This window comes from Campylobacter volucris (assembly GCF_008245045.1).
In the GTDB taxonomy this organism is placed as follows: Bacteria; Campylobacterota; Campylobacteria; order Campylobacterales; family Campylobacteraceae; genus Campylobacter_D; species Campylobacter_D volucris.
In genome coordinates, this window is sequence record NZ_CP043428.1 from 1403142 (window position 1) to 1426164 (window position 23023).

At 31.9% G+C, this 23023-nt stretch carries 12 protein-coding genes, 7 tRNA genes and 3 rRNA genes; all 22 read right to left on the minus strand.

The window, feature by feature from the left end; all coding sequences use genetic code 11:
• Nucleotides 1-87: 87 nt before the first annotated feature.
• A complete protein-coding gene (locus CVOLT_RS07275; RefSeq protein ID WP_039666115.1) occupies nucleotides 88-738 on the minus strand; it encodes an NAD-independent L-lactate dehydrogenase subunit in 651 nt (216 codons plus the stop codon).
• A complete protein-coding gene (locus CVOLT_RS07280; RefSeq protein WP_039666116.1) occupies nucleotides 731-2146 on the minus strand; it encodes a LutB/LldF family L-lactate oxidation iron-sulfur protein in 1416 nt (471 codons plus the stop codon). Before CVOLT_RS07280 ends, CVOLT_RS07275 begins: the two co-directional genes overlap by 8 nt.
• Nucleotides 2143-2880 (minus strand): NAD-independent L-lactate dehydrogenase, oxidoreductase subunit, encoded by a 738-nt coding sequence (locus CVOLT_RS07285; protein ID WP_039666117.1) that lies wholly within the window; start codon nucleotides 2878-2880, stop codon nucleotides 2143-2145. Before CVOLT_RS07285 ends, CVOLT_RS07280 begins: the two co-directional genes overlap by 4 nt.
• An 8-nt stretch (nucleotides 2881-2888) precedes the next feature.
• A complete protein-coding gene (locus tag CVOLT_RS07290; RefSeq protein ID WP_039666118.1) occupies nucleotides 2889-4544 on the minus strand; it encodes an L-lactate permease in 1656 nt (551 codons plus the stop codon).
• 185 nt (nucleotides 4545-4729) lie between these two features.
• Nucleotides 4730-5443 carry a hypothetical protein gene (locus CVOLT_RS07295; protein ID WP_039666119.1) on the minus strand — a complete coding sequence of 238 codons (714 nt, stop codon included), beginning with the start codon at nucleotides 5441-5443 and terminating at the stop codon, nucleotides 4730-4732.
• Complete coding sequence (locus CVOLT_RS07300; protein ID WP_039666120.1) at nucleotides 5433-5861, minus strand: Panacea domain-containing protein; 429 nt, start codon at nucleotides 5859-5861, stop codon at nucleotides 5433-5435. Before CVOLT_RS07300 ends, CVOLT_RS07295 begins: the two co-directional genes overlap by 11 nt.
• Before the next feature lie 140 nt (nucleotides 5862-6001).
• Nucleotides 6002-7801 carry a pentapeptide repeat-containing protein gene (locus CVOLT_RS07305; RefSeq protein WP_039666121.1) on the minus strand — a complete coding sequence of 600 codons (1800 nt, stop codon included), beginning with the start codon at nucleotides 7799-7801 and terminating at the stop codon, nucleotides 6002-6004.
• Nucleotides 7801-11538: a type IIS restriction/modification enzyme gene (locus CVOLT_RS07310; protein WP_039666122.1), complete on the minus strand. Its 3738-nt coding sequence runs from the start codon at nucleotides 11536-11538 to the stop codon at nucleotides 7801-7803. The genes CVOLT_RS07305 and CVOLT_RS07310 overlap by 1 nt, the downstream gene beginning before the upstream one ends.
• A 1000-nt stretch (nucleotides 11539-12538) precedes the next feature.
• A 5S ribosomal RNA gene (rrf, locus tag CVOLT_RS07315) occupies nucleotides 12539-12655 on the minus strand.
• Nucleotides 12656-12791: 136 nt separating this feature from the next.
• Nucleotides 12792-15700 (minus strand): 23S ribosomal RNA (locus CVOLT_RS07320).
• A gap of 379 nt (nucleotides 15701-16079) precedes the next feature.
• A tRNA-Ile gene (locus tag CVOLT_RS07325) sits at nucleotides 16080-16156 on the minus strand.
• A gap of 8 nt (nucleotides 16157-16164) precedes the next feature.
• A tRNA-Ala gene (locus tag CVOLT_RS07330) sits at nucleotides 16165-16240 on the minus strand.
• A gap of 93 nt (nucleotides 16241-16333) precedes the next feature.
• Nucleotides 16334-17846 (minus strand): 16S ribosomal RNA (locus tag CVOLT_RS07335).
• Together the 16S, 23S and 5S rRNA genes with 2 tRNA genes alongside form the textbook arrangement of a ribosomal RNA operon.
• Before the next feature lie 658 nt (nucleotides 17847-18504).
• Nucleotides 18505-18589 (minus strand) — tRNA-Leu (locus CVOLT_RS07340).
• Nucleotides 18590-18595: 6 nt separating this feature from the next.
• Nucleotides 18596-18672, minus strand: a tRNA-Arg gene (locus CVOLT_RS07345).
• Between the two features lie 26 nt (nucleotides 18673-18698).
• Nucleotides 18699-18775, minus strand: a tRNA-Arg gene (locus tag CVOLT_RS07350).
• Nucleotides 18776-18778: 3 nt separating this feature from the next.
• Nucleotides 18779-18855, minus strand: a tRNA-His gene (locus CVOLT_RS07355).
• Nucleotides 18856-18867: 12 nt separating this feature from the next.
• A tRNA-Pro gene (locus tag CVOLT_RS07360) sits at nucleotides 18868-18945 on the minus strand.
• 83 nt (nucleotides 18946-19028) lie between these two features.
• Entirely contained in the window at nucleotides 19029-19745 is a 717-nt protein-coding gene (locus CVOLT_RS07365; RefSeq protein ID WP_039666123.1) for a TerC family protein, read from the minus strand.
• Between the two features lie 44 nt (nucleotides 19746-19789).
• Entirely contained in the window at nucleotides 19790-20362 is a 573-nt protein-coding gene (purN, locus tag CVOLT_RS07370) for a phosphoribosylglycinamide formyltransferase (protein ID WP_039666124.1), read from the minus strand.
• Complete coding sequence (locus CVOLT_RS07375) at nucleotides 20353-21696, minus strand: bifunctional ADP-dependent NAD(P)H-hydrate dehydratase/NAD(P)H-hydrate epimerase (RefSeq protein WP_039666321.1); 1344 nt, start codon at nucleotides 21694-21696, stop codon at nucleotides 20353-20355. The genes purN and CVOLT_RS07375 overlap by 10 nt, the downstream gene beginning before the upstream one ends.
• Nucleotides 21680-23020 carry a DNA recombination protein RmuC gene (locus tag CVOLT_RS07380; protein WP_039666125.1) on the minus strand — a complete coding sequence of 447 codons (1341 nt, stop codon included), beginning with the start codon at nucleotides 23018-23020 and terminating at the stop codon, nucleotides 21680-21682. The genes CVOLT_RS07375 and CVOLT_RS07380 overlap by 17 nt, the downstream gene beginning before the upstream one ends.
• Nucleotides 23021-23023: the final 3 nt, after the last annotated feature.

Here is a 23023-nt window from a genome sequence, read left to right on the forward strand (position 1 = left end):
TAAAAATTTTCAAAATAATTCTATCATTTAAAAATTTAAACAAAATTCAAAAATCATAAATTTTATATTTTAAAACAAGTTTTTATGTCAATAAAATACTACATGCACTTTTTGCGATCCATGCACCCCAAAAACCGTTATAAGCTCTATATCAGCCGTTCTTGATGGCCCTGCTATAAACAAAATATTACTCGGTAAAATTTCATTTTCTTTTTTGACTAAATTTAAAGCCTCGCTTAAACTCTTCACTACATTTTCTTTTTTAAGCAATACTATACAAAGCATAGGTGCCAAAGAAAGCATTCTAGGCTGATCTTTACTTGAAGTTACTAAAGCCACTCCATGTGAGCTTACTCCAAGTCTTGCTTGGATGATAGAAAAATCACTATGAAAAAGCTCTTGTCTTAAATTTTCAACCTCTTGATCAAAGCAAGTCTTTTTTTCAGCATTAATTTTTTCAATGTCTATATCTAATTTACTTGGATAAATGCAAGTTTTATAGCCATAACTTGAAACGATTTGATTTATCGTTTCTTCTAAATTTTCTTTAGAGCATTCTTGGACTATATATTTATTTGCTTGCATTTTTTCCTTTAGCTCTTCAAGCATATTTTGACTTGTTTTGATATGTTCTATAGGATCTATAGTTGGAATTTTTTCAATATCTATTTGGGCGTTTTTGATTTTATCTAAAATAATTTTTTTACTTTTTGAAGAAATTTCATCAATCTTACTCACACTTTACTCCTTCAATGTTTTCAAGCTCTTGGTATAAATTCATTTTTACTTGTGGAAATTCTTTATAAGCACTCCATTTTTTCACTACAGGCAAAGAATTTTTACCCTTTTGCAAAAACCAATTGAATTTATGCAAATTAGACATGGTAAATTGCCAAATTTTTGGCGAAGTTGCAGCTTTTTCAAAAGCTTTAAAACCCATAGCTTCTAAGGTATTTGGATTTTCATTTCCAAAACTTCCTTGGCCTATTTTTGCAGCTCTTAGCTTTCTTATTAAATCAGCAAGTGGAATTTTTACTGGACAAACTTCAGAACATCTTCCACACAAAGAACAAAAAGTAAGTATATCTCCATTTTCTTGCATACCAAAAAGATTAGGGCTTATAACCTCTCCTATAGGGCCTGGATAAACACTTTGGTAAGTATGACCGCCTATCTTATCATATACAGGACAAAAATTCATACAAGCACCACATCTTATACAGCGTAAAGCTTCATAATAGTCTTTATCATTTAGCATTTTGCTTCTATTGTGATCAAAAAGTATTATATGCACTTCTTTAGGGCCGTCTAAATCTCCATTTTTTCTAGGGCCTGTGATGATGTTGTTATAAGTTGGTATAAATTGTCCAGTAGCCGAAGGAGTAAGTAAAGATACCATAGTAGCAGCATCTTCAAAGCTTTCCATCACTTTTTCTATACCACAAAGTGCTACATGTATATCGCTTGCTGTAGTGCACATTCTACCATTACCTTCATTTTCTATAAGCCAAAAAGCACCTTCTTTAGACATAGCAAAATTTACTCCACTAAGTCCCATTTTAAGGCCTTCAAATTCATCCCTTAAATGTTTTCTAGCTATAGCATTTAGTTTTTCTGGCTCGTTTTCTAAATTTGCTCCTAATTTTTCTTGAAAAATTTTACCAATTTCATAGCGATTTTTATGCACAGCTGGTACCACTATATGCACTGGAGTTTCATCATTTAACTGAAGTATGAGTTCGCCTAAATCTGTTTCTATGGCTTTGAGTCCTTTAGCTTCTAAATAATGGTTTAAGCCTATTTCTTCACTAGCCATAGACTTGCCTTTTAAAATTTTACTTATATTTTTTTCAAGCATTAATTCATATATGATCTCGCAAGCATCAGTATCTGAACTAGCCCAATGCACTTTTATGCCATTTTTACTAGCATTTTTTTCAAATTCTAAAAGTCTATCGTGTAAAGTCGATAAAGCATTGTTTTTAGCTTGTTTTGCTTTAGATCTTAAACCTTGCCAATCGTTAAATTTTTCATCTATAACTTTTAAGCGATTTTTTTGCAAAGTATGCATAGCAGATCTTAAATTTTCTCTCATTTGAGTATCGTGAATTTTTATATCCACGATTTGTTCATGTGCTACTTTCATATCATAGCTCCTTCAAGACGCTTATTTAAAAAACTATACAAATGCATACCTTTGATGTCAAGTCCCATTTTTTGCATGGTTCCTACGATATTCATCAAACAGCCACCATCTGAACTTAACACATACTTAGCACCTGTATTTTGGATATCTTTGATTTTTTCTCTTACCATAGCATCTGAAATTTGAGGTTCTTTTACTGCAAAAGTTCCCCCAAAACCACAGCATTCTTCTTCAAATTCTAAAGGCGCTAATTCTACATTTTTTAATTTTTTAATCAAATTTTTACTTGCATTAATGCATTTTTGAATCCTTAAAGCATGGCAATTAGAATGCCAAGTAACTTTCAATGGCTCGCCTTTGTCTTCATACTCTACTTTCAAAACATCATCTAAATACTGACTAAGATCAATCACTCTTGAGCTAAATTCTTTTACCAAAGCATAATTTTCATCATCTTTAAAAAGCTCTAAATAATCATGACTCATCATCCCAGCACAGGAGCCACTTGGGACGATTATAGGATAGTCTTTGTCAAATAATTTTATATTATACAAAGCTATGTTTTTGCTTTCTTTAAAATATCCTGAGTTAAAAGAAGGTTGAGAACAGCAAGTTTGCTGCTTTTTAAAAATCACCTCAACCCCTTCTCTTCTTAAAAGCCTAACAGCACTCAATACGCTTTCTTGCATGATAGCACTACCCAAACAAGTAGCAAATAAATACACCTTTTTCATTTTTAGCCTTATTTTAAAGTTATAACATCAGGTATTATACCGCTTAAGAAAAACGCTATAACAAAGGTCCAAATTCCTATTAAAACCACAAAAGCAATAGAATATTTTAAAGTAAATCTAAATAGCTCTGATTCTCTTCCTACAAGTCCAACAGCTGCACAAGCTACTGCTATACTTTGTGGAGATATCATTTTTCCTACTACCCCACCTACTGAATTTGCTGCTAAAAATAAAGCTTCAGAAACGCCAAGTTTTTGAGCGCTAACTTGCTGTAAAGTTCCAAAAAGTAAATTCGAGCTAGTATCTGAACCAGTTAAAAACACCCCTATCCAACCTATAATAGGCGAGAAGAACGCATAAGCATCGCCTGTATTTGCAAAAGCAAGGCCTAAAGTAGTGCTCATACCGCTGTTTTTGGCTATAAAAGCAAAAGCTACAACTAAACCTATGGTAAAGCAAGGAATAGCCATATCTTTTAAAGTTTCCCAAAAGCACTCGCTTGCATCATTTAGTTTGATTTTTAACACTACTATACTCATCAAAGCAGCAAGTAAGATAGCCGTTCCTGCTTGAGCTACTAAGTCTATGGTATGTGATGGGATCATGGTTTTTGTAATTTGTGGATTAACTATATCAGGACTTACGATAGAACCTAATGTTTCGTTAAATTTTATACTAAATTGCATGAAATTTAAGATTCCATCTTTAGCAAATAAAGCTTTAAACCAAGGCTGAGTCCATATAATGATACAAATGATTAAAAGTATAAATGGCATCCAAGCTAAAAGCACTTTTTTAAATTCTAGCTTTTGTGGATTGTCAAAATCTTTTACATCGTCTAATCTAAAGATATTTTTTGGTTTCCAAAATTTTAAAAATATAGTTGTAATAGACAATGAAACCACAGCTGATATGATATCTGGTAGTTCTGCTCCTAGGTGATTTGAGCTTAGAAATTGTGTAGCAGTAAAAGATATAGTCGCTACAAAGATGGCTGGGAAAGTTTCTTTAACGCCTTTTATACCATCCATTAAAAATACTATAAAAAATGGTATGCTTAGACTAAGTGGCACAAGCATTCTACCTACCATAGCTGAAACTGAATGCTGTTCTATACCTACTAAATTACTCATAGCTATAATAGGAATTCCAACGGCTCCAAAGGCTACTGGAGCGGTATTTGCTATAAGACAAAGTCCTGCTGCATATAAAGGCTTTAACCCAAGACCTACTAGTAAAGCTGCTGTGATAGCAACAGGCCCACCAAAACCTATAGCACCTTCTAAAAATGAACCAAAACAAAATCCTATCAAAATCACTTGAATTCTATGATCTGGGGTGATACTCATCACGCTTTGTTTTATGATCTCAAAAGAACCTGATTTGATAGAAAGTTTATACAAAAATATAGCTGCAATGATAATCCAAGCTATAGGCCAAATGCCATTAGCAAAGCCTTGTATGAAAGTTGCTCCTAGTAAAGACAAAGGCATGCCATAAGCAAACAAAGCTATCAAGGCTGATAAAATAAGTGTCAAAAACGCTGCTTGATAGCCCTTAAGCTTTAAAAATACAAGAGAAATTAAAAAACACAATATAGGTAAAAACGCTACTAAAGCACTTAAAATGATATTGTTAAATGGATCGTAGATTTGTTGCCACATACTTTTCCTTTCAAATTTAAGTCATTTGAATTCATCTTAACAAATATTTGGTTTTTAAGTGTTTTTCATAGGAAAAGATTTAATAATATATGAGTATAAGAGTAACATTGCAAAAGCTGATTTAAATTTATAGCGATAAAAAGAAACAAGCTAATTATAAAAATTAACTTGGCACTATGGAATTTTTAATAAAAACAATACAAATAAAAACAAAAATCAATAAGCATAATTAAAAATATAATTAAATTAAAAACATAAATGTAAATATTACTTTTACAACTATATATTGAAGAAATTTTTAAAAGAAAAGCAAATAAAGAATAAAGAATATTTCCTACAAAAAAAGCTATAAAAGCCATAGTAAAAATTAATCTAAAAATACTTACTTTATCTATATTTGACAATACAGAAGTTGAAAAAACCAAACCGCTAACAAAAGTCAAAACAATAGAAGCAAAAATACCTAAAATAGTAATATATTGAGTTTGTTGCTTACTAAGGTTATCTTTTATATTATTGTAATTTTTATAAAGCTCATTATATTCATCTTTTATCTTTTTTATTTTACCATCAGAATCTTGTAACCTGACACACTCTAAATTAATATGATCATAAAAATCTTTAATTTTTTCTTTAATACACTCATCGCAAGTTTTGTTATCTAATTTTTCTTCAAGCATTCTAACATTTTGAGCTAATGTCATTAAATCTTGCTCTCTATCGCTTTTTGTAATATTTAATATTATCGTCGTAAGCTCTGAATACTTATGCTTATATTCTGTTTTATAAATTGTGATTAATTTTTCTACAATGTCATCACAACTACTTTCTAAGCTTTGCTCATTATATATTTTTTCTATAATTACTTTTAGTTCCTTATGTTCTTTTTTAAAACTCATTTTTGGCTTCTTGTTTTATTAATTCCTTATTGATAACTTCCTTTTTATTTTCTTTAAAACTCTGCTCCCACGCTCCACCTTTTCTATGACTTTTTTCAACAAGAATCCAATAAGATTGTTTATTGCATTTTTTAATCGAATTATTAATTATTTCCAACTCATCATTATCAAGATTTAATTGAATTTCATCGTTAGGTTTATCTATAGAATTAGCCCCATAATTTCTATATTCGCAATAAACATCTCTAGCAACAGGACCATACTTCCAAGCTTCAAAATCATCATTAATAAGATGTTTATCAAATTTTTTAATATAATCAAGTTCTGTAAAATATAAAGTTTTTTGTAGTTCTAAATTACTCAAATCTTTATCTGATTTATAAAGAATATATTTTGCTAAATCTAAAGCATTAACCATTGTTACTCCTTTAGTTTGTTTTATTAATCATATCGACATATAAATCCTAATCAATTGTTTAAAGTATAACATATATAAATTTAAATACCTATTATTGTTTTATTTCATCTTGAATTATTGTTTTTCCATTTTTATATTTTCTAACTTGGCACTATGGAATTTTTTCGTGCGGTTTTTTGGAGTGAGAAAATGACTAAAATAATCAAAACAAAATATATCACATTTAAGCTATTCATTATCGTTAAATTTTCACTACTATCTTTAAAAATATCATATATAAAATAAAATTCTTTTGGTTTTAAAAATAAAACAAAAGCTACAATAAAATAAGAACAAGATACAAAAATATATCTCAATACAAAAGAATGGATAAAAAACAAAAAAAGTCCTATAAAACTTAGACAAACAAAAGATATATATAAAATATCTTTAAATATTTTTAAATCAAAAAATTTTGCTAAAAAATCTCCTATCATACCAAAAACAAAAGTTCCTAAACAGCAAGTTGAAAGCACAAGAAAAGAAGTATATATTTCTTTTATTATAATCTTACCCCATTCAATTTTTTTCACTTTAATTTCTTCATTTATCATATGTGTTTTTTCTTTATTTTTACAAAAATATATAGAGCAAACACATATAAAAAATAAAATACCCGACACATATAAAAAAATATTATTATAATTAAAAATATCACTTAAATAAATTTTAGCATCATCTACAATTTTTTTATCATTGATATATAAAATAAAAGAACTATATAAAATATGCAAAGATATTAACAATAAAAAATTATTAAAAACTCTTAAAAAATCAGTATGATGATCACAAAGTTTTCTATAAAAATTCAGCAAATAAGAATCTATAAAATTTTTAAATACATTTTGATTTTTTATAGCATCTTTTTTACTATTTGTTTTGTTGATTTTATTCCAATATTCTTTTAACTCTATTTCTTTACAATAAAGTTCATATTTATGAAAATTTGAAGCATCTAAAAGATTATTATCTTTTATCAAAGCACTTTTAAAAGTCCTAAAAGAATCTCTAAAATCATTTGCAAATTCATCTAAAGGTTTTTCATCTTGCTTGTTTTTACCTTTATTAAAATCTTCATATTCTTGTTTAATTTTTTCTTGCAAATCATCAAAAGTAAAATTTAGATTTGTATTTACAGCATTTAAATTTCCTTTGAAAATAGCTTGAGAAAAATTTGGAGCTTTATCAAATGTAACTCCATAAAAACAAGCTGTCTTTTCAAATTCACACTCGTGAAAATAAACATTATCTTTAAAATGAGAATTATTAAAATAAACATTATCTTTAAAATGAGAATTATTAAAATAAACATTATCTTTAAATGTTCCTTTTATTTTGCATTGTCTTTCAAACACGCAATTATCCATTTGAAATATATCTAAACACTCTTGGAAATTTAAATATAAATTATTTTTAAAAATACAATTTAAAAAAGATAATTTTTGAATTTGCTTTAATTGATATATTGTTTCAAAAATATTGTAGTCAAATATACAATCAATAAACATTAAAGGATACTTTTCAAATAAAAATAATAAATTATCATACGAATATCCTTTTAATAACATTTTTTCTTGTTTAGTTTCAAAATAATTTTCATCATAAGGTTTTGTGCTAACAGAAAGTCCTACAATAAATATATTTGATGAATAATCAACTTTACAATTTAAAACTTTATTTATTTCTTTTTTTCCAACATATTCATATACATATTGTGGAATATCTTTTAATATTTCTTCTAAATTTTTTCTAACTATAATTAATGAACTTTCTATTTTTCTCATTACATATTGACTGCATAAATAAATTTCTTTTTGTTCTAATAATTTATTTATATTTTCAAATTCTTCTTCTATTCTTTTTTGTATAGCCTGTTTTTCCATCGCTGTTAATTTTTCCATCACTTTCCTTCGATTATCGATATTTCTTCTTCGGTGAGATTGTAGAGTTTATAGACTAGAGAGTTTATTTTGTTTTCTTGTTCTTGGGTGTTTGCGTTTTTGTTTTGCTCTTTGGCTTTTAAAATTTCATCGACTAGACTTACTAACTCATTTGCTAATTTTTCATTTTTAGAATTTATTTTTGGTATAGGAAGTTTTTCTATGTATTGTTTAATCCATCTAAATGCACCATCACCCAAATTTGATGAAATTTGTTGCATATAATAAAAAATAATATTTGAATTTAAAATTCCTATTAAATATTTACTATAAGGGCTTGTAAATATATAGCAAGTTTGATTTGTAAATACTTGAGAAATATCATAAATAAAACAAGGTTCCCTTGTCATTTCTGCCCATACAATCTTTTCCTTTTCAAATTCTTCATAATAAGCTATGTTATCTTGAGTTTCAAACCATTTATTACTTGTTTTCTTACGACAGCCTTTTTCTCCGCTTTGCTCTATGCGTGGTAAAAAATTAGATAGATAAGATTTTAATGATGGATATTGCTCTATATCGATTTTTAAACTAGGGAAAGTTCCTATCACCCAAAGTCCCGCCCATTCATAGCTGTATCTTTTTATATCGCGTCCGCGTAGCATTTTGCGTATGAGTTTTGCGGTGCGTTCTTTTTCGTCTTCGTCTTTGCAATTAGCTAAAATTTCATCTTTTTTCTCGGTGGTAATGATGAAGGCTTCGTTTAAACCTGTTTTAATGCCATAATTTATATTTAATCCGTGCCAATCTTTAAGCGGTGTGCCTATACGCTCTATCTTAGCTTTTAGTGCATTTGTGCTTTCATCATTGAAAGTAAAGCTTTCTTTGCTAAGTGAGTTTTGAGAGATATTTAAAAATTCTTTTATGACTGAAATTTCAAAGTCATAGTTTTTTAAAAGCTCGTTGTTTAAGCTTAGATATTTAAAGGTGTTTTCTTTGATTTTTATTTTTTCAAAGCTAAGCATGGAAGTATCTACCGTAGCACTATCGAAGACTTTTATGCCGTTTAAGTCGATGTATTTTAAAATGCAAGTATTTTTTAGCAAAAATTCACGCAAAGGCTCTCCATAACCTGCACGGGTGTATTTGTTTGAAGTGATGAAAGATAAAATTCCATTTTCTTTTAATACATTAAAACCTAGCTCGTAAAAATAAGTATAAATATCTGCTGTGCCTTTATAGACTTTATAGTTTTTGCTTAAAGTGTTTTTTAGCTCTTTTATCTCTTCTTGTCTAATGTAAGGTGGATTGCCGATGATGAGATCAAAACCTTTGAAATTCCCACTTTCATCTAGCACTTCAGGAAATTCAAAACGCCACTCAAAAGGATGAGAACTTTCTAAGTCAAAAATGCTCTCATAAAGCTTTGTTAGTTTTGTAAATTCTTTTTTGGCTTTGCTCTCATCAAAGTCAAATTCAAACATATTTTTCGAAAAAAAGCTTTTAAAATTCTCATCATCATAAGAACTTACTAAAAAATCGCCATATTTTTTAGAATACTCATTTGCATCGTTTGTAAAGGCTTTGATCTCTTTTGCAAATTTGTCTTTTAAACAAAAATTTTTAAAAGAAGTTTTGAGATTTTGTATTTCTTTGCTTATCATAGTTTTGTCAGTATAAAAGCCGTCTTTGTAGTCTTTGACTATGCGTTTGTATTTGTCCATACGCTCTTTTATGTTTGGATAATGAGTAAGGCTTTTGTTTATATCAAAATAGCTTATGAGTGAATTTCCGCATTTTATGTTTATATCGATGTTTGGTAGGGTTTTTAAATCGTGATAATACTCGTTTTCAAAACTTTGATAATAACTATGCTTTAAAAGCTCTATCCAAAGACGAAGCTTAGTGATCTCGCATGAATTTGAATTTATATCCACTCCAAAGAGATTATTTTCTATGATGAGTTTTTTGCACTCAAAAAGCTCTTTTTGAATTTGGTGGGCTTTGTCTTTTTCAAAGCTTGGGCGTTTATACTCTATAAATTCGCCTTTTTCGTTTTGTATTAAAATTTCATCATTTTCTATACTAAGGTAAAAATCTTGCTCAAATAAATTCAACTCATAATACACCATAAGCAAACAATTTAAAGCCGAAACCAAAAAATGCCCGCTTCCTACGGCCAGATCGCAAATGCGTATAGAATTTAGCAAATCAAGTTTTTCTTCTTTAGAAATTCTAAAATCCCTTAGATCTTTTTTCAACTCATTTAAATTTGTAGAATTTAACTTAAATTTAGCATTAAATTTATCAAGCACTACTTTGCTAATGCTTTCTTTACACATATAAGAAGTGATAAAACTTGGGGTATAAAAAGAACCTTCTTTATAGCCATTTAGTTTTTCAAAGACATTTCCTAAAACACTTGAGTTTATAAGCTCTTTTTGTTTTATAAGTTCTTCGCTTTGCTCATCGCTTCCAAAATCAAAACTATCTAAAAATTCAAACAAATATTCTAATAATAAAACTTTACCTTTTTTGCTTTTGCCATTTTCATCTTTTAACTGAGTATGTGGAAAATACTCTAAGGTGCTATCATCATCTAAAGCATTTATAAAAAGTAATGATTTTTCTATATCTTGTTTTTCAAATAAAGAAGAATTTAAATAAGGCAAATAGCTAAATTTGCTTTCGCTTCTTTTTTGCTTTTCTTTGGCTAGGATATCAAAGAAAAGATGAGAAAGTGCAGTGAAATTTGGAATTTTTTCATAATTTAAAAATTTTAAATTTTTATCGTTGTTAAATCTTATAAGATTTGATTCTATGAGTTTTAAAAATAAAATTCTATTAAGCCAAAGTATGATGAATTTTAGTATAGTTTCAAAATTTTTATCTTCTAATTTGCTTTCTATAGCATAATAAAGCGTGCCTTGACCTTGTTTGCTTTGTTCGCTTTGAGTGATAATGGCCTTTGAGTTTTGCTCACAAAGTCCTAAGATATATAAAAGCTCTTTGTAAAATGCATTGTTTAGTGAATTTGCATCATTTGGACTAAATTCATTTAATAAAAAATCTTTATTAAAAATTTTAAAAATACTTGAAAGATTTTTAAAATTTGAATTTTGTTTATCTTTAAATGGCGTCAAATCTATAAAAAAGCCTTTTAGAGTGTCATTAGAAGTTTCTATAATCTTAGCTGCTTCTTTATAAAATTCATCTGTATTGCCTTTAAAAAGTGAATTTTCATTAGTAAAACTTTCAAAAAGTTTTTTAAATTTAGCATTTTTGTAAAAAAGCTCTTCAAAATCCTTGGATCTAAATACATAAAATTTATAAAAATCCGTAATGATGATAAATTTTAAAGAAAAACTATGCTCTCTATTTCTAAAATAATACAAAATACTTTCATGCAAAGCTTTTGCATTTGGCTTAGTTTGAGAGATAAATTCTTTTGAATTTATCTTTTTGGCTTCTATTAAAACTTCTAAATCTGTGCTTAGCTCATCTTTTGTTATGGATAAATCTATCTCACTTTTACCTTTTTGTTTGGTCTTTATGTGTGTTTTGAAATTTAAACTCGCTAAAAATGGGCTCAAAGCATTTGCCACTAAATAATCTTCATTTTGTTCGTGTGCTTGTTCGAGTTTTAAAAGATATTTTGATAAAGCTTTATTAAAATGATCAAATTCGTTTTGTGTGATTTGTTTTTTACGATAATATGGATTTAAAAAATCTTTTTCATTAAGCAAAGCAAGATGCATAATTAACCTTTTATAAAAAAATAATTTGTATTTTACTAAAATTTGCTTTTATATAAAAACTATATTTTTTATAATTTAATAAATCTTTATATGCTTGTTGTAATTAAACTAATCAGTATCAATCAATTTATCAAACCTAGCCCATCCTTTTTTTCAAAAACCCAACCCTAAAAAACTAAAAATCTTTAAATAAATAAAATAACCAACAACCCCTCCAAAAAATACCTTAATTATAATCTTTATCATTTCTATATAAAAACCATACATCCTAATAAAAAACTAAAACTATAACCAATAAGCTTTTTTATTTTTCGCCCACCAAACTCAATCACTCAATCACTCAATCACTCAATCACTCAATCACTCAATCACTCAATCACTCAATCACTCAATCACTCAATCACTCAATCACTCAATCACTCAATCACTCAATCACTCAATCACTCAAACTCACCCAAACTCACCCAAACTCACCCAAACTCACCCAAACTCACCCAAACTCACCCAAACTCACCCAAACTCACCCAAACTTATTCAAACTCACTTAATCAACAAGCAAGCAATTTAATTATAAACCCATAAAAACATTTAAAGGATTAAAAACTAAAAACAAATAAAAAAACTAAAATCAATTCATAAATAAATATATTGATAAATTTGTATATTAAAAACAAATCCTAATCCAATAAATAAACTAAAATCCAAACTACAATCAACAAATACAAACAAACTAAATATAATTATCAATACTTATAAATATAATTAACACAAACTAATCTTAATCAATAATTTAACCTAAGTAAAAACTAACAATTAAAAAAAACTAAAAAGTAAGCAATAAATATATCATAAACCCTAAAAACATTTAAATTATTTATAAAAAATCCAACAAATAAAAAATATAAATAAATAATAAAGAATTGATAAAAATAAAAGCTAGTAAATAAATTAAACTATAAAGAATTAATACAAATAGAAGAATAAAAATAAGTAATTAACAAGTCCGCAATGAGCTACTTTCCCCCTGCCAGTAAGGCGTAGTATCATCACCCACGATGTGCTTAGCTTCTTGGTTCGGGATGGATCAAGGCGTCTCCACATCTGTATAATCACGGACATTGTTATTTAAATATTCTTTATAAGAATACTTAAAAAACAATGTTAAGAGCAAGTTCTAATACAAACTTTACCTATAAAGATTTTTATAAAACTTATTTATATATAAAAACCTTAACAAGGAAGTGATGCTTAAATAAGATAAGCCAAACGCTCTATTAGTACTGGTCAGCTAAAGGACTTTCATCCATTACACACCCAGCCTATCAAACTAGTAGTCTTCTAGAGAGCTTAGAGAAGATTCATCTTAGAGTTGGCTTCACGCTTAGATGCTTTCAGCGTTTATCCGTTCCAAACTTAGCTACGCTGCGATGCTCTTGGCAGAACAACAGCTACACCAGTGGTTTGTTCAACCCGGTCCTCTCGTACTAGGGTCAAATCTCTTCAATCTTCTTACGCCCACGGCAGATAGGGACCGAACTGTCTCACGACGTTCTGAACCCAGCTCGCGTACCGCTTTAAATGGCGAACAGCCATACCCTTGGGACCTGCTCCAGCCCCAGGATGCGATGAGCCGACATCGAGGTGCCAAACCTCCCCGTCGATGTGAGCTCTTGGGGGAGATCAGCCTGTTATCCCCGGGGTACCTTTTATCCTTTGAGCGATGGCCCTTCCACACAGAACCACCGGATCACTAAGACCGACTTTCGTCCCTGCTTGACTTGTATGTCTTGCAGTTAAGCTGGCTTATACCTTTATACTCTACGAACGATTTCCAACCGTTCTGAGCCAACCTTTGTAAGCCTCCGTTATTATTTGGGAGGCGACCGCCCCAGTCAAACTACCCACCAGACATTGTCCCACTTGAGGATAACTCAAGCTGGTTAGCTACCCAAATAAGAAAGAGTGGTATCTCAACAACGGCTCATATACAACTGGCGTCATATACTCAAAGCCTCCCACCTATCCTGCACATTCTTATCCAAATAGCAGTGTCAAGCTGTAGTAAAGGTCCACGGGGTCTTTCCGTCTTGCCGCGGGTAGGAGGAATTTTCACCTCCACTACAATTTCACTGGATCCCTCTTTGAGACAGCTCCCATCTCGTTACGCCATTCATGCAGGTCGGTATTTAACCGACAAGGAATTTCGCTACCTTAGGACCGTTATAGTTACGGCCGCCGTTTACTCGGGCTTCGATCAAGAGCTTCGCTAATGCTAACCCCATCAATTAACCTTCGAGCACCGGGCAGGCGTCACACCCTATACATCCTCTTACGAGTTAGCAGAGTGCTGTGTTTTTGGTAAACAGTCGGGAGGGACTCTTTGTTGTAAGTTTCTTTGCTTTCGGAGTAAATCCTAATACAAAGCGAACCACACCTTATACCGAAGATACGGTGCTATTTTGCAGAGTTCCTTAAAGAGAGTTCTTCCACGCGCCTTAGAATACTCATCCCACCCACCTGTGTCGGTTTACGGTACGGGCAACATTAGCTAAACTTAGAAACTTTTCTTGGCTCGACGGCATCAGCATTACTCTTATCCATCCGAAGACTTCAAAAAGCTTATAGGTTCTCGGAGTATTCTTATACGGATTTGCCTATATAAGCTCCTACGACTTTCAACTAGCACTTCCATCCGCTAGCAATGCTTAGCCCTAAGCGTCCTTCCATCGCACACTAATGTTGGTATTGGAATATTAACCAATTTGCCATCGCCTACCCCTTTCGGACTCGGCTTAGGACCCGACTAACCCTACGATGACGAGCATCGCGTAGGAAACCTTGGGTTTACGGCGTTAATGATTCTCACATTAATTATCGCTACTCATGCCTGCATGCTCACTTCTATTCGCTCCAGCACTCCTTACCGGTATACCTTCGACGCAAATAGAACGCTCTCCTACCACTTGACAAAGTCAAGTCTACAGCTTCGGTACTTACTTTAGCCCCGTTATATTTTCCGCGCAAAATCACTAGACCAGTGAGCTATTACGCTTTCTTTAAAGGATGGCTGCTTCTAAGCCAACCTCCTGGTTGTTTAAGTAACTTCACATCGTTTTCCACTTAAGTAAGATTTAGGGACCTTAGCTGGTAGTCTGGGTTGTTTCCCTCTTGACGACGGATTTTATCACTCGCCGCCTGACTGCTGTGATTACACTAAAGGTATTCGGAGTTTGATAGGGTTTGGTACATTGGTGTATGCCCTAGCCCATTCAGTGCTCTACCCCCTTTAGTTACGACACAACGCTATACCTAAATATATTTCGGAGAGAACCAGCTATCACGAAGTTTGATTGGCCTTTCACCCCTATCCACAAGTCATCCGGGGGCTTTTCAACGCCTATCGGTTCAGTCCTCCACTAGTTCTTACACTAGCTTCAACTTGCTCATGGATAGATCACTTCGTTTCGGGTCTGCAGCATCTGACTTAATCGCCCTATTCAGACTCGCTTTCGCTACGGCTTCGCGTGTGCTTAACCTTGCCAGACACCACAACTCGCAGGCTCATTATGCAAAAGGCAGTCCATCACACTGTATTGCTACATAGTGCTCTGAATGATTGTAAGCAAATGGTTTCAGGTTCTATTTCACTCTGATCACCTCAGTTCTTTTCACCTTTCCCTCACGGTACTTGTGCACTATCGGTCTGGTATTAGTATTTAGGGTTGGATCGTGGTCGACCCAGCTTCAGACAGGATTCCTCGTGTCCCGCCCTACTCAGGATACTGCTAGCTAAGGTTTGGTTTTCGTATACGGGACTATCACCCTCTATGGCTACACTTTCCAGAGTGTTCTACTAACCTCACCTATTGCACATTGCAGTCCTACAACCCCCAGTGCAAGCACTGGGTTTGCCCTCTTGCGCTTTCGCTCGCCGCTACTGACGCAATCTCTATTGATTTCTTTTCCTGTAGGTACTAAGATGTTTCAATTCCCTACGTTCGCTCCATTATGGTAGTATATATCTCTATATACTGGGTTGCCCCATTCGGAAATCTACGGATCAAAGCTTCTTGACAGCTCCCCGTAGCTTATCGCAGTCTAGTACGTCCTTCATCGCCTTTACCAGCCAAGGCATCCACCATTCGCTCTTAATAGCTTACCTTTTTTACCTTTTATTCTAAAACGCATCACTTCCTTGTTAAAGTTTTTATAATAAAACCTTACTATCTTAAGACGGAAAGCATTTAAACACTTAATAACTAAATATAGCTAATAAGCTGTGAGTTTAAAACTTATCTTTAATCTTTCAAGATTAAAGCAAAGATAATAATAATTTTATTCTTTAACAAGTCCTGTAAAATTGTTTTTATTAAAACTTGCTTGTGACTCTTAACAATGATAATTCAAATAACATTAAATAAAAGTATTTTATTCAAATATTTTATTTAGCTTAGGTCTTAAAACCTAAAGTAAATATAATTACTCATATACTTACTTTAAGTTTTAAAACTTTTAATTAATTGATAAACAAATCTTTTTTATGGTGGGCCTAACAAGACTTGAACTTGTGACCTCACCCTTATCAGGGGTGCACTCTAACCAGCTGAGCTATAGGCCCTTAATAAATGGTGGAGAATAGCGGGATCGAACCGCTGACCTCCTGCGTGCAAAGCAGGCGCTCTCCCAGCTGAGCTAATTCCCCAAAATTAGCTTTTCATCAATCTTTGAAATCTAAACAAGGATGATTGAGTTTATATGAACTGATAGTTGTGAGACTTATCAGTTTGTACTCTAGAAAGGAGGTGATCCAACCGCAGGTTCTCCTACGGTTACCTTGTTACGACTTCACCCCAGTCGCTGATTCCACTGTGGACGGTAACTAGTTTAGTATTCCGGCTTCGAGTGAAATCAACTCCCATGGTGTGACGGGCGGTGAGTACAAGACCCGGGAACGTATTCACCGTAGCATGGCTGATCTACGATTACTAGCGATTCCGGCTTCATGCTCTCGAGTTGCAGAGAACAATCCGAACTGGGACATATTTTATAGATTTGCTCCACCTCGCGGTATTGCGTCTCATTGTATATGCCATTGTAGCACGTGTGTCGCCCTGGGCATAAGGGCCATGATGACTTGACGTCGTCCACACCTTCCTCCTCCTTACGAAGGCAGTCTATTTAGAGTGCTCGGCCAAACCGTTAGCAACTAAATACGTGGGTTGCGCTCGTTGCGGGACTTAACCCAACATCTCACGACACGAGCTGACGACAGCCGTGCAGCACCTGTCTCTAAGTTCTAGCAAGCTAGCACCCTCATATCTCTATAAGGTTCTTAGGATATCAAGCCCAGGTAAGGTTCTTCGCGTATCTTCGAATTAAACCACATGCTCCACCGCTTGTGCGGGTCCCCGTCTATTCCTTTGAGTTTTAATCTTGCGACCGTACTCCCCAGGCGGTATGCTTAATGCGTTAGCTGCATTACTGAGATGACTAGCACCCCAACAACTAGCATACATCGTTTAGGGCGTGGACTACCAGGGTATCTAATCCTGTTTGCTCCCCACGCTTTCGCGCCTTAGCGTCAGTTAAGTTCCAGCAGATCGCCTTCGCAATGGGTATTCTTGGTGATATCTACGGATTTTACCCCTACACCACCAATTCCATCTGCCTCTCCCCCACTCTAGATTACCAGTTTCCCAAGCAGTTCAACGGTTAAGCCGTTGGATTTCACAAGAGACTTGATAATCCGCCTACGCGCCCTTTACGCCCAGTGATTCCGAGTAACGCTTGCACCCTCCGTATTACCGCGGCTGCTGGCACGGAGTTAGCCGGTGCTTATTCCTTAGGTACCGTCAGAATTCTTCCCTAAGAAAAGGAGTTTACGCTCCGAAAAGTGTCATCCTCCACGCGGCGTTGCTGCGTCAGGGTTTCCCCCATTGCGCAATATTCCCTACTGCTGCCTCCCGTAGGAGTCTGGACCGTGTCTCAGTTCCAGTGTGACTGATCATCCTCTCAGACCAGTTAAGCGTCATAGCCTTGGTGAGCCATTACCTCACCAACTAGCTGATACTATATAGTCTCATCCTACACCGAAAAACTTTCCCTATTCAACTTGTGTTAAATAGGAGTATAGAGTATTAGCAGTCGTTTCCAACTGTTGTCCTCTTGTGTAGGGCAGATTAACTATACCTTACTCACCCGTGCGCCACTAATCCACAACTAGCAAGCTAGTTGCTTCATCGTTCGACTTGCATGTATTAGGCACGCCGCCAGCGTTCACTCTGAGCCAGGATCAAACTCTCCATAAAAATTATAGATAGTTTAATCTTTTTCTTCAAAGAAAAAGTATTTTAAAGATTAATAAAATAATCTTTGAATTATTCGTATGATAGATTTACATTATAAAATAATATAAATCTCTGGCTCAATCGATCACTTATTTAGATTTCAAAGATTGACTATAAGATTTGATTAACAATATTAATAATTTAAAGAACAATTTAAAAATTAGAGATTGAAATATCTTAATTTTTAACTACCTTTTTTTAAAAAAAGGAAATGAAATTATATCTATATAAGCTTAAAGTTTTATTAGGTTAGAGGAAAAGATATGGAGGATATAAATTAAAAAAATAAAAACATTAAAAGGGTTTGATTTGAAAAATAGTATTTTAGAAATTTTAAGTGGATTTTCGCAGCTTTAGTTTTAATAAGTAATTTAAAAGAAAGTGGAAATGGTGGAAGGGATTGAGAGAGAAAAGGGATAAAGAGTTATCTTATAAAAATTAAAATATATCATGGTGTAAAAATTATCAAAATATTTAGAAAATTAAAAATTTAAGAAGAAACAAAAATCTAAAAATGATTTTAGAAAATATACAGAAGATATTAAAAATTAAAAACTAAATTAACTTAGATAGGGTTTTTAATTTATATAAGCTTGTAACTATAAGAATAAGATAAAAGTGGTGCGGATGAAAGGACTTGAACCTTCACGCATTGCTGCACCAGATCCTAAGTCTGGCGTGTCTGCCAATTTCACCACATCCGCTAAAAGTGGTACGCTCAAGAGGATTCGAACCTCTGACCTACGGCTTAGAAGGCCGTTGCTCTATCCAGCTGAGCTATGAGCGCATAATAATGAAGTATATCAGGCAATGTGGTGCGCCCGATAGGAATCGAACCCATAACCTACAGATCCGAAGTCTGTCGCTCTATCCAGTTGAGCTACGAGCGCTGATGGGGTGAGTGATGGGAATCGAACCCACGACCCTCAGGACCACAATCTGATGCTCTAACCGACTGAGCTACACTCACCATTTATATAAATGGTCGGGGTGAAAGGATTCGAACCTTCGGCCCCTTGGTCCCAAACCAAGTGCGCTAACCAGACTGCGCTACACCCCGATGTATTAAAAATAAAAGCGATATTCTACATAAAAAAAATTTAAAAGTCAAGATAATCTTGATGTCAAAAAGACATCAAGGTGTTAAGATTTTGCTTTTTTTGAAGCAATGATATTTAAAATTTCAACCACGAGTGAAAAAGCCATCGCTGTATAAATATAAGCTTTGTCTATATGTATGTCAAAACTTTCACAAACTAAAACAGCACCAATTAACACTAAAAATACTAATGCTAAAATTTTTATACTTGGATATTTTTCAACAAAATTAGCAATTGGCTTAGACGCAAAGAGCATAACCATCACAGCTATAATCACAGCTATAATCATTATTTCTATATCTTGAGCAATTCCTACAGCTGTAATAACACTATCTAGTGAAAATACTATATCTATAATAGCAATCTCTGCTACTACTATCCAAAGTTTATTGCTTATTTTAACATTAGCGTGATTTTCTTCTTTATGAGAAATATGCTCTTTAATTTCTTTGATTGATTTAAAAATCAAAAACAATCCACCAAGCAATAAAACCAAATCTCTACCAGAAATTTCATTACCCAATACACTAAATAAAGGCGTAACAAGCTTCATTACCCAAAATAACGAAAATAGTAACAATATCCTAGTAATCATCGCAAAAGCAAGACCTAAAATCCTACCTTTATCTCTATGTTCAGGTGGTAATTTACTTACTAAAATAGCTAAAAAGATGATATTGTCTATACCTAAAACAATCTCTAAAGCTATTAAGGTAAATAAAACAATCCAAGCATCAATGCTAAAAATCCATTCAAACATTTATCTCCCTTGAAAATAAAAATTGTAATTATAGTAATGAAAAATTAATCGTTTTCAAAAATTTTTCTAATAGCTAAAGGCAAAAGCTCAAATTCTAAAGAATGAATTTTTTCTTCAAATTCTTTTAAAGTCAAATCGTTTTTTTCAAAAGCTTTTTGCGCTATTATAATGCCACCATCAAGTTCTTCATTTACCCAATGAACGCTTACTCCAGCTACTTTCATATCACTTTCATAGCTTTCTTTAATAGCATTAGCACCCTTAAATAAAGGCAGTAAAGATGGATGAAGGTTTATGGCTTTAATTTGCTGAGTAAATACAGGGCTTAAAATTCTCATAAAACCCGCTAAAATAGTCAAATCAATATCATATTTTTGAATTTCTTCTACTAAAATTTTATCAAAGTCTTCTCTAAATTTAAAATTTTTATGCTCAATAATGGTCGTTTTAATACCATATTTCAAAGCTCTTTGTATACCAAAGGCATCTTTTTTATTGCATATACAAAGTGCGACTTCAAAAGTTTTATCTTTAAATGTTTTTTTGTGTAGTTTTTTTAAAATATTTTCTAAATTACTTCCATTACCACTAAAAAGCACAGCAAGTTTTATAAGCATTTTAGTCCCTTAATAAGCTTTAAAGCATCAAAACTATTAAGATTAAATTTATACTTTTTAGCCACCAATGCATGAGCTAAGACAGAATTTCTTGCCGCACTTAAAGCATCAAATTTTACACCAAGTAAAGCTGCTATCATACCACTTAAAACATCTCCACTCCCAGCTTTTGCTAAAGCCGCATTAGCACAATTTACCACATAAAGCTTTTCTTTTTGAGTTATGATGGTATTAGCACCCTTTAACACTAAAACACAATCATAACAAGCACTAAATTTTTTAGCATAATAAAAACGATTTTTTTGTATCTCTTGTGTTGAAATATCTTCACCAAAACACATTTTTAAAAGATAGGCAAATTCTTTAGGATGTGGAGTTATAATGACATCTTTTCGGTTTAAATGTAAAAGTATATGATGACTTTGAAAGCAATTTGCATCTAAAACCAAGGGGATATTGTTTAAAATTTCATCTTGTAAAATATCCAAATTTTCAAGTCCCATACCTAAGGCGATAGCGTTTGCTTTTGAACTTATGCTTGATTTTACCATCAACAAAGGCGAAAAACTATCCTTAGCTACTAAAGAAACAAGTCCAGCACCAAATTCCAAAGCTCCAAGACCAGCCAAAGTACCAGCACTTTTACTTGCTAATATATAAATATGACCAAAATTTCCTTTATGAGAGTTAATTTTTCTATCTATAAGCTTTAAATCTTTTTTTTCAAGTAAAAAATTTTGAACTTTTGGTTTTAAATTTAAGCCTAAATTTAAACATTTAATTTTACCAACATAAGTTTTAGCAAAATCTTCTAAAAGCTTTTCTTTAACCACTCCCATACACAAAGTAAAATCAGCTTTAAAACACTCACCAAATCCAAGTCCGCTAGGCGTATCACAAGCTATCTTTAAAGCTTTGCTTTTGTTAATTTTTATAAAAATTTTTTGTAGATTTTCATCTAAAGCCTTGTTTAAACCACTGCCAAAAATACAATCAACTATAATGTCATAATGCTTAAATTTAGGCTCTTTTTTTAAAAATTTAAAGCCTGCATTTTTTAAAATGCTTTTTTGTTTTTTAAATAAAAAACTTTGCTTATAATCAAAACAATAAGCTTTGCATTTTTTAAGATGTCTTATGGCCACAAGCCCATCTGCTCCATTTCCTCCACCACCAAGCAAAAATAAAATTTTAGCATTTTTAAATTTTTTACTTTGTTTTTTAATAAATTTTGCAAGATTAATGCCTGCATTTTCCATCATAATAAGTTCATCTAAACCTTTATCACAAAGCTCTTTTTCAAAAAGGGTGTTATCTTTACATATTGCTTTCATCATTGATCTCATATTTAATAAATTTTTGAGTTTTTGCGCCAAGTTCTTTTAGTTTAACCACCCTTGAAGCTATATTTCCACTACCATGAGTTAGTTTATTTTGCATACTATCTATATTGGTATTTAATTTTTTAACTCCATCTTTAATTTTTTCAAAATCATCCAAAATCCCTACAAATTTATCATGAAATTTTCCAAGCTCATCAAAAGCCTTTAAAATATTTTCATTGCTTTGGATATTTTTCCATGAAATATTAATGGTATTTAAAGCCATAAAAAGCGTATTAGGCGTTGTAAGATAGACTTTTTTCTTATAAGCATACTGATAAATTTCAAGATCTACACTAATAACCAAATCTAAAATATTTTGATAAGGTATAAAAAGCAAAACAAATTCATAAGTATGCTTGTCAAATTGCGCATATGGCTTTTTAGCAAGCTCGTCTATTCTAGATTTTAAATTACAAGCTAGCTCTTTGATGGTATTTTGGCTAAGCTCTTCAAAATTAAAATCATTTGGCAAAGAAAATTTAGCATCTATAATAATACTTTTTTTATTATCTAAAAATACCACTGCATCAGGGATATAAGTTTTATCTTCATTTTCAAATTTTTCTTGAAGTTTATATTGAACTCCTTGTATTAAACCGCTATTTTCAAGGACTGATTTAAGCTGCAATTCTGCAAAATTACCGCGAATTTTTTTATCGCCTTTTAAAATTTTAGCAAGTTTATCAGCATTTTCTCCCATATTTTGGCTAAATTTAAACATATTGTCTATGTTTGTTTTTAAGCTTATTTCATTTTGTGAAAGTTTTTCGCTATATTCTTTAACACTTTTTTTAACAGGTATAAAAATTTCTTCTAAAATTTTTTTAGCATCTTCGTTAAACATAAGCTTATTTTGATTTAAAATATTTACATTTTGTCTTTGTAAATTTTGCTCAAATTCTTGTTTTAACTCAAATAAATTTTGCTTATACTTTTTTTCAAGCTGATCAAGATTTTGCGTGTATTCTTCTTTTAGATTATTGCGTTCTTGCAAATGCGTATTTAATAGTTCTTTTTGGCGTTGTTCTTTTTCTTCTAATCTTGCTTTAATTGCTTCGTACTGAGATAAAATTATCATTTTTTCTTCATTAAGATGAGAAATTTTTTGTAAATTTTCTTTTTTTTCTTGCTCTAAAAGTGTGTTTTGATTTTGCATTAAAGTGTAATTTTGATCTAAAATTTCAATTTTATTTTTTTGATGTTGGTATTTAAATAAAAGCCATATTAAAGATAAAATCAATACACTCAAAAAAGCTATTAAAATATTTTCCATATT